Annotated in this window: 11 protein-coding genes; 5 read left to right on the plus strand and 6 right to left on the minus strand. The window is 24.8% G+C overall.

Annotated elements, in window-relative coordinates; translation table 11 throughout:
* Window positions 1-51: 51 nt before the first annotated feature.
* The 4 genes from ACTNAO_RS02810 to ACTNAO_RS02825 all read right to left on the minus strand — a co-directional run bounded on the left by ACTNAO_RS02810 (window position 52) and on the right by ACTNAO_RS02825 (window position 3,461).
* A complete protein-coding gene (locus ACTNAO_RS02810; protein WP_441026147.1) occupies window positions 52-321 on the minus strand; it encodes an ATP cone domain-containing protein in 270 nt (89 codons plus the stop codon).
* 108 nt (window positions 322-429) lie between these two features.
* A complete protein-coding gene (locus tag ACTNAO_RS02815; RefSeq protein ID WP_441026149.1) occupies window positions 430-1,416 on the minus strand; it encodes a hypothetical protein in 987 nt (328 codons plus the stop codon).
* Between the two features lie 85 nt (window positions 1,417-1,501).
* Window positions 1,502-2,479, minus strand: coding sequence for a sugar ABC transporter substrate-binding protein (locus tag ACTNAO_RS02820; protein ID WP_441026151.1), 978 nt, complete (start codon window positions 2,477-2,479; stop codon window positions 1,502-1,504).
* 25 nt (window positions 2,480-2,504) lie between these two features.
* A complete protein-coding gene (locus ACTNAO_RS02825) occupies window positions 2,505-3,461 on the minus strand; it encodes a hypothetical protein (protein WP_441026153.1) in 957 nt (318 codons plus the stop codon).
* Window positions 3,462-3,672: 211 nt separating this feature from the next.
* On the opposite strand from ACTNAO_RS02825, the gene ACTNAO_RS02830 reads away from it, so the two are divergent.
* Together ACTNAO_RS02830 and ACTNAO_RS02835 are read left to right on the plus strand one after the other, a co-directional pair.
* Window positions 3,673-4,014 carry a hypothetical protein gene (locus ACTNAO_RS02830; protein WP_441026155.1) on the plus strand — a complete coding sequence of 114 codons (342 nt, stop codon included), beginning with the start codon at window positions 3,673-3,675 and terminating at the stop codon, window positions 4,012-4,014.
* A gap of 15 nt (window positions 4,015-4,029) precedes the next feature.
* Window positions 4,030-4,440: a hypothetical protein gene (locus tag ACTNAO_RS02835; protein WP_441026157.1), complete on the plus strand. Its 411-nt coding sequence runs from the start codon at window positions 4,030-4,032 to the stop codon at window positions 4,438-4,440.
* A 59-nt stretch (window positions 4,441-4,499) separates the two neighbouring features.
* On the opposite strand, the gene ACTNAO_RS02840 is transcribed toward ACTNAO_RS02835, so the two are convergent.
* Window positions 4,500-5,552: a hypothetical protein gene (locus tag ACTNAO_RS02840; protein WP_441026159.1), complete on the minus strand. Its 1,053-nt coding sequence runs from the start codon at window positions 5,550-5,552 to the stop codon at window positions 4,500-4,502.
* Between the two features lie 78 nt (window positions 5,553-5,630).
* Window positions 5,631-6,188 carry an IS3 family transposase gene (locus tag ACTNAO_RS02845; protein WP_441026161.1) on the minus strand — a complete coding sequence of 186 codons (558 nt, stop codon included), beginning with the start codon at window positions 6,186-6,188 and terminating at the stop codon, window positions 5,631-5,633.
* Window positions 6,189-6,541: 353 nt separating this feature from the next.
* Between ACTNAO_RS02845 and ACTNAO_RS02850 the strand changes: the two genes are divergently transcribed.
* From ACTNAO_RS02850 to ACTNAO_RS02860, 3 genes are read left to right on the plus strand one after another with little or no spacing between them, the layout of a single operon-like run.
* Complete coding sequence (locus tag ACTNAO_RS02850) at window positions 6,542-6,889, plus strand: helix-turn-helix domain-containing protein (RefSeq protein ID WP_441026163.1); 348 nt, start codon at window positions 6,542-6,544, stop codon at window positions 6,887-6,889.
* Window positions 6,890-6,921: 32 nt separating this feature from the next.
* Window positions 6,922-7,065: a hypothetical protein gene (locus tag ACTNAO_RS02855; RefSeq protein WP_441026165.1), complete on the plus strand. Its 144-nt coding sequence runs from the start codon at window positions 6,922-6,924 to the stop codon at window positions 7,063-7,065.
* A 13-nt stretch (window positions 7,066-7,078) separates the two neighbouring features.
* Complete coding sequence (locus tag ACTNAO_RS02860) at window positions 7,079-7,411, plus strand: hypothetical protein (RefSeq protein WP_441026167.1); 333 nt, start codon at window positions 7,079-7,081, stop codon at window positions 7,409-7,411.
* Window positions 7,412-7,591 lie beyond the last annotated feature (180 nt).

Below are 7,591 nucleotides of genomic sequence, written 5' to 3' on the forward strand. Positions count from 1 at the left end.
GTATGAAAAAAGTATTTTTTTAAATTTAATTATTTTTTTAGTAATGTTTAATTAATCAAAACTTAAAAATTCTTTAATAACCTCTCTAAAACCATCTTTTTTTAATGTATCAACAATAACACCTATAATTTCATAACTTGATGTATTATCATTATTTTTTCTTATACTTCTTATTGTATTAACAACATCAGCTGAAATAATTTTTATATCAGCTTCATTTAATGGGGCTTGTGAAATACTTTTAGCTGCATTTCCTATACTTGTTTTTATCTTGTTTTCATCAAAATCTTGTAATCTTCCATCTTTTTTTATTATCATCATATATACCACCACCTTAATTTTATTATACGTTTATTTGAATATAATAATCAACGAATTACAAATTTGTTTTCATTATATTAATAAAATGTTTAAAGGCTGCAAATTATTTTATACTGCTTCTTTGATATATTTATTTTTGCTTTCCAATTTGCTATTACTTATGTAAATAAATTGCTTATTTCTTAAGTTAAATTTTTTATTTATTACTATATTTAATGATATAAGAAGTATTGATGCCAATTTAAAGTTAAAAACAATTAAAACCAAAGTAACTAATTGTGTAACATTTACTATAATTCTTGAATGAAATGTTGAATATATATATTTTGCCATAAATGTATACGAATCTTCTAAAATAAAATAAAGAAGTACATATTTTAATATGTTAATTGTAGTATTTAAATATAAATAATTAGGAAACACATTAAAATAATTAAATAATTCTGCAAAAAATATATAAATGATTCCCATATATATTACTTTCTTTGAACAGCATAAAAAACTTCCATACTTTTTGAAATTTGAAATAAGCAAGAATTTTTTTTGAGCATTTTCACTTAAAATATTTAATTTTTTCCCAAATAATATAGCCCCTAAATTTGTACAAAGTACAGTACCCATTGGTAAAGCAATTGTAAGCATATAATATATAACATTTTGTATTATTACTAAATCACTAATAGATTCTGCCATTGATTTAAATTCTTCAAGAAAACTAACTCCAGTAAAACCTCTAAAATACAGATCAATAAAAATCATAAAAATACATGCAAGTATGCTACACAAAACTAAATCATCATAAATAGATTCATCTCTATTTATAATAATGCCACAGCCTATGCCAATTACAATTCCCTGAATCATAAAAATTCCAGATGCCACATCACCTATAACAAAAAAAACTATTACAAGAGAAGAAATAATAGACATTACTGAATATTTAAAATCACACTTAAAATAAATAAGAGCAGCAATTATAGGTACTAAAACATCTAAATATATAGAATATCCAATTCCAGAACCTAATGCTATAATACTAATTACAATAAACAGAGCTGAAAGCATTGAAGCCTCAGTTAATTTATTCGTTTTCATTCCCATACCACCTTATTTGCAATATATTTATAATTATACAACATATAATTTAAAATGTCTTGTAGAAAAGAAAAAGCAGATAACTTTATTTAAAATTATCTGCATTTTCTTTTGTAACCTTTATTAAAGGAATCCATATATTTTTACATTCATCATCTGAATAAGATAATTTATCTATACTTTCACCATTTATCATCATGCAAAGGGAATCTAAAGAATATTTTCCTTCATAAGCAGCAGACTGATATACGGTTAGTTGAATTTCATTATTTTTTATAGACTCTATTGCCTGAGCAGCAGCATCTATTCCAATTATAGGATGATCATTAAAATTTATATTGTTTTCTTTATAACTTTTACAAACTCCAAGGGCCATAGCATCATTGTTACATACTATGCAATCAAAAGGCTGTTTTGTCTTTAAAAATACATTAAATTTTTCATATGCTTTATCACTTTTCCAATCTGCATTATCTTCAAAAACATATTTAACATTTATATTGCTATCTCTTAAATAATTTTTTAATGCCCTTGTTCTTTTTTCTGTAGTATCCTGATCCTTTATACCTTCTAAAATAACAATATTTAAATAATCTTTGTTGTAATATTTAGAACAAATATATTCAGCTTGAATTTTTGCAGCTTCTTCCTCATTACTTCCTATATATATTATTTTATTAGATTTTAAATATTCCTTACCTGGATTATTATTTAATAAGACTAAGGGTATATCACCTATTTCACTTGATATTTTTGAAACAGCTAGCTCATCTAATGGCATACAAATTACCCCATCATACCCTTCTTTCTTTGCATTCACTACATCACTTATTTGAATCTTTCTAGATTTTTTAGCATCCTTATAGTCAATTTCAATATTATTTTCCTTAGCATATTTAATAATTTCATCTACTATTAAAGCAGGAAATCTTTCTTCACCATCATATGTAGATAATAATATTTTTACTTTTTTACAGTTGTTTTTAAAATTGCAATTAACAAAACAAAATTCTATTAATAATACAAATATAATCCCCAACATAAAATATATAACTTTCTTCATTTATTAAATTCCTCCACATTTTATGCTATGCCTTATTAACAATTTTAAAATCGCAAAATATAAATTTTATTATCTTATTTAAAATAACAAGTAAAGCAATTGATACTGCAGTTAAAATTCCTAATGCTTTAGCTAAATTTCTTTTTTGACTATTTACTATATTATCTTCAGATATATATGATATTACTATCCATTCATCATTTTTAGTAAGTCGCAAATTTAACATTGTATTATAGACATAAAATGGTGTATAAGATTCTAATTTTATCTTATCTGCACAGGAAACAAGTACTTTGTTATTAGTATCAGAAAGAGATTTACCAATAATACTTTCATCTTTACTTGCAATTATGTTACCACTTTTATCAACAATAAGAACATTAAAATCCAAATCAGCACATGCATAATCCATTTCAGCATTAATTGTTGAAAGAGGAATATCTGCACCTATTACTGATACATCATTATCGTCTCTTAAAATACCTGTAGCACTTACAAAAAAGTCACCATTACTATTTTTATGTACACTACCTAAATTTATATCTACCCTTGTTAAGCCTTCTTTATACCAATATTCATCCACTACATTTCCCATTAAATCTTTATTGGATTCTGCAACCTTTATAAATTTTCCACTAGATTTTCCTATATATATTCCATCCTCATAATATTTACTAAATTGGTCACTTGAGTAATGTAGTATTTTTTGTAAATCCTCATTACCTTTTATATTTCCAAACTCAATGTAGGTTTTTACTGATTGAAGAGGAAGTATAACTTCATCTATCCAATTATTAACATTATTACACTGAGTATAAGAATATAAATCAAGCATATTATTTATATCCTTTTTTTGGGCTGCAATTTCACGTTCATAAAAAACTAATGTACATAAAGAAATTGTAATTAGCAAAAAAAATACTACTAATAATAATATGGATTTTCTTATGTCATTTTTATTAGTATCCTTTTCTTGTTTCATACTTCTAGCTTCTCCTTTTTTATTTCCAATACATGTAAATAATACATTATTTTAAAAAAATAGTCAAATCAATTAAATTTTCAAGGTGTATTTTTGTATTATTTTTACAATGATTTATAAAAAATCATTGTCATAAAACCAAAAAATATGTAACTTCTTTGATTTATTTTACATAATATGTACTAACTATAAATTTAAAGGAGTAATTGTTATGGCTGAATATGGAAATGATAATTTAAATAACACCCTTGCATCTCTAATTAAAGCTGTAAATACTAATACAAATACTATTGAAGAATATTTAACTGAAGTTCAAGAAAATGCACAAATTCAAGGTTCAACAGATAGAACAAATTTAAAGGATATTGGTAATAATAGAGTAAATGTAATTAATTATATAGATCCTGACACTCTTTCTGGTGCTGTAGCAAACAATGAATCTCTTGTTACAAATATAGCAAATGCTGTTGCAGATGCAGTTGCTGCTGCTTTAATTATAGAACTTAAAAGAATCTTAGAACAAAACGGTCTTATAAATGTAAATGTTCAATAATGTGAGGTTAATATTATGAATAGGAATTTCAAAAAATATAATAATTATAATGATTATTGTACAGATAGTTCATCTAGTGATTCTAAAAATAACAATGATACAAGCAACTTAATGTTATCTTTAGTGAAATCTGTGAATGACAATACAAATGTTGTATCAAAATTATTAACACAAATTCAAACTAATGTACAATTTCAAAGATCTAATGATGCTTCTTCTCTTGAAAATATAGGGAATAATGATGTAAATGTTATAGGCTTTATAGACCCTGATACAATTTCTGGTGCTACAGCAAATAATGAATCTAATTTAAATAATACTGCTAATGCTGAAGGAAATGCCATATCTTTAGCATTAACATTAGCCATAAAAAATATTATAAATCAACTTGGTTTAGTAAATATTACTGACAATAATAACTCATAAAAATCTACTATATAAAAAGTAAACCTAGATATAGTTAATTCTACATCTAGGTTTATTTTTTAATAATTATATATATTATCTCCCTCTGCAATTACTATTAAGCAATTGCTATTAATATTTTTCATTATTGACAATAAATCATCCTTAGGCACAGTTACACATCCATAAACACCACTTTCCTCAGAAGAACATAAAAGTATTCGAACTCCCAACTCTGAATTTAAAGAAGCATTATAATTTAGTTCTATTCCATATTCATATTTAGAACAATCATTATTATTAATCTGCTTATATGGCAAACTTATTCCTGGATTAATATTAGTACCAAATGCAGTACCTAAACTATATACGCCTTCAGGAATCTTTCCATATCCCTCTTGATTATCTGTTGTAATACCATTTGCTGAAATTTTAACACCTGTTATTGATAATATATTTTTCCATAATCCATTTTCTTTCTTATGAAGAGAAACTATAGTTCTAGATCTTCTCTTACCTTTTACAACTATAAGCTGATCTGTTTGTTTTGAAACTTTTAATTTAGCTGCAAAACTTTCATTAGAAGCTAATGAAGATTCATTTGGTAAATTATTACTATTTGATGTACTTTCATTTGAGGAATTATTACTTGACATATTTTCATTTGATGAACTATCACCTAGTTCATTTTCATCTGATAAATCACTATTTAATATATCTTCACTTGATGAACTACTATTTATTTCACCTTCTGTTAAAGACTTGCTGCTAGAATCTTCTTGAAGTAAATTCTCTTTGTTTTCTACTTCTTGTGATTTGATTATTGAATTTGTTTCAGATAATAGATTAGATTCTTCACTTTGCACTATATCATTTGAATATTTATTAACATTTTCATTAATGTCCATATTACTGCTAAAAGAAGTTAAATGAACATCCTTGCAAACACTTCCTACCATATTATCTTCAGTTAATAATAAATTATTAACACTTTTTGCTATCTTCGTTTTGTTATATATGTGGAATATATAGTTTGCTGATACACATATAATCAATACCATTATTAAAGCGATTATTCCTTTTGTATATTTTGACCTTTTTATCTTTTGTAATATCTTTTGTTCTCTTTTCAATTTTATCTCCTTATTTTTTAAATATATTATAACCCTGTTAATTTTATCACTTTTTTCAAATTATTTAAAGATTTTTAATTACCAACATTTTGAGCATGCCCTATAGCCTTGTTGAATTGCCGCATCTTTTGTAACCTGTCTAGCTTTATTTGGGTTCATTTTTCCACAATTATTAATTCTATGATAACATTTTCCTGTTGCACTTAACCATACCATTTGAAAGGTTCGGTATTTATTTCTATAAATTTCTTCTTTCTTTATTGATGAATGGAAAGATTCTATGCAAGCATTATCATATGGGCAACCTTTTTTACTAAATGATTGTATTATATTAAATTTTTTACACAGTTCTTTTAAATCATTACTTGTATATTGAGATCCCAAATCAGTATGAAATATCAATTTTTTATTTTTATCAGGAACTTGACTGTAATAAGCATTACTCAAAGCTTTTTTAACTAATTCATTTGTCATTCTCTTACCGAAAGCATAGCCAATTATCTTTTTTGAGTGTAAGTCAAGAACTGAAGCTAAATAACACCAACCATCTTTAATAGTATGAATATAAGTAATATCTCCTACCCATTTTTCATTAATCGAAGTAGTTGTAAAATCTCTTTTTAAAACGTTTTCCAATCCCTCTATAACCTTTTTATATGAATCCTAGGTGCTCCATATATTCCTTTATTAGCTTTGTATATCCTCAAAATAGCTGCCTTTAGTTTATCGTTCTCTACTTCTCTTGCAGACTTGGTTTTATCTGAAAATTTATAATATGTGCTTCTGGCTACGCCTAGGACGTTACACATAGTTTTAATATTATACTTATTTTTATTACTATCTATAAATTCTACTACTTTATACTAACACCACAAATTAACCATTCATTAATTGCTTAATATTTCTTTAATTTCCTATATTATCTGCTAGTTAATTTATTGACTTGTATTAACTAGCAGTTTATAATATAAAAAAATGAGTTGATAAGTATGGTTAATAATAGAATTAAAAGTAGAAGAAACGAATTAAAAATGACAGTAAAACAATTAGCTGAAAAAACTGGATTAACTCCTGCTTATATTAGCCAATTAGAGAACGGAAAAAGAGAAAATCCTAGTACAGAAGTTATGGATAAAATCGCTAATGCTTTATATGTAAGTATTGATTATTTGTTAAATAAATCAGAAAATAAAGAACTAAAAAAAGCGAAACAGAAAATTGAAGAACTTAACGAAGAAAATAGAATATTCTTTAGTAAATACGAAAAACTTAGTCCAGAGGCAAAAAAGCAGATGCTTAAGATAATTGAAACATTTGAGGAAGAAACACAAGACTAAAGAAGGTGTTTTTATTGGGGAAATATTAAGATATGCTACTATATTTCAAAAAGCTTTTGCATGAAGTTAAACATTTGAAGCATATTAATAATAGATTAGATAAATATATATGTGAAAAAGAAGTTATTGTTTTTGAAGATATAGACTACTCGAATATAAAAGATTTTATAGATTAAGGAGTTGGTGAAAATGGATAAGGAAATATTAGAATTATTAAAATCAATACAAGGTGATATTGCTTTAATGAAAGATGATATTACTTCAATGAAAAGTGATATTACTTTAATGAAAGGTGACATTAAAAGATTAGACAATAAAATAGATAACTTAGATAACAAAGTAGATAAACGATTTGATGAGCTTACTTCTGACATAGGAAATTTAGTTTCTAAAGATATTGCTGAAGGTATTTCAAGTCAAATCAAGGATGTTAAACAAGATGTTGAATTTCTTACATATAAAACTACTGAAACCGAGAAAGATGTGTATAAAATTCAAAGTCATTTAAAAATAATCAAATAGTATACTTTAAGTCATTAAATCACAATTTTAATGGCTTAATTTATAAATTTAATGTAAACACATGTTTGCAAAGGAGATTATTAATAGTTATTAAAAATATATTCAAATATAATCAAATGTAATATAATATATTTAGGGGTGATTATATTTGAGTAAAAATTATAAACCAAAAGAATTTGC

Source organism: Clostridium sp. HCP1S3_C6 (assembly GCF_052066735.1).
In the GTDB taxonomy this organism is placed as follows: Bacteria; Bacillota; Clostridia; order Clostridiales; family Clostridiaceae; genus Clostridium.

Excerpts from the sequence above, each read along its gene's own strand:
- ACTNAO_RS02855 (WP_441026165.1), top strand. The coding sequence starts at position 6,922 with ATGCTACTATATTTCAAAAAGCTTTTGCATGAAGTTAAACATTTGAAG.
- ACTNAO_RS02825 (WP_441026153.1), bottom strand. The coding sequence starts at position 3,461 with ATGAAACAAGAAAAGGATACTAATAAAAATGACATAAGAAAATCCATA.
- ACTNAO_RS02860 (WP_441026167.1), top strand. The coding sequence starts at position 7,079 with ATGGATAAGGAAATATTAGAATTATTAAAATCAATACAAGGTGATATT.
- ACTNAO_RS02810 (WP_441026147.1), bottom strand. The coding sequence starts at position 321 with ATGATGATAATAAAAAAAGATGGAAGATTACAAGATTTTGATGAAAAC.
- ACTNAO_RS02835 (WP_441026157.1), top strand. The coding sequence starts at position 4,030 with ATGAATAGGAATTTCAAAAAATATAATAATTATAATGATTATTGTACA.
- ACTNAO_RS02815 (WP_441026149.1), bottom strand. The coding sequence starts at position 1,416 with ATGAAAACGAATAAATTAACTGAGGCTTCAATGCTTTCAGCTCTGTTT.
- ACTNAO_RS02850 (WP_441026163.1), top strand. The coding sequence starts at position 6,542 with ATGGTTAATAATAGAATTAAAAGTAGAAGAAACGAATTAAAAATGACA.
- ACTNAO_RS02820 (WP_441026151.1), bottom strand. The coding sequence starts at position 2,479 with ATGAAGAAAGTTATATATTTTATGTTGGGGATTATATTTGTATTATTA.
- ACTNAO_RS02830 (WP_441026155.1), top strand. The coding sequence starts at position 3,673 with ATGGCTGAATATGGAAATGATAATTTAAATAACACCCTTGCATCTCTA.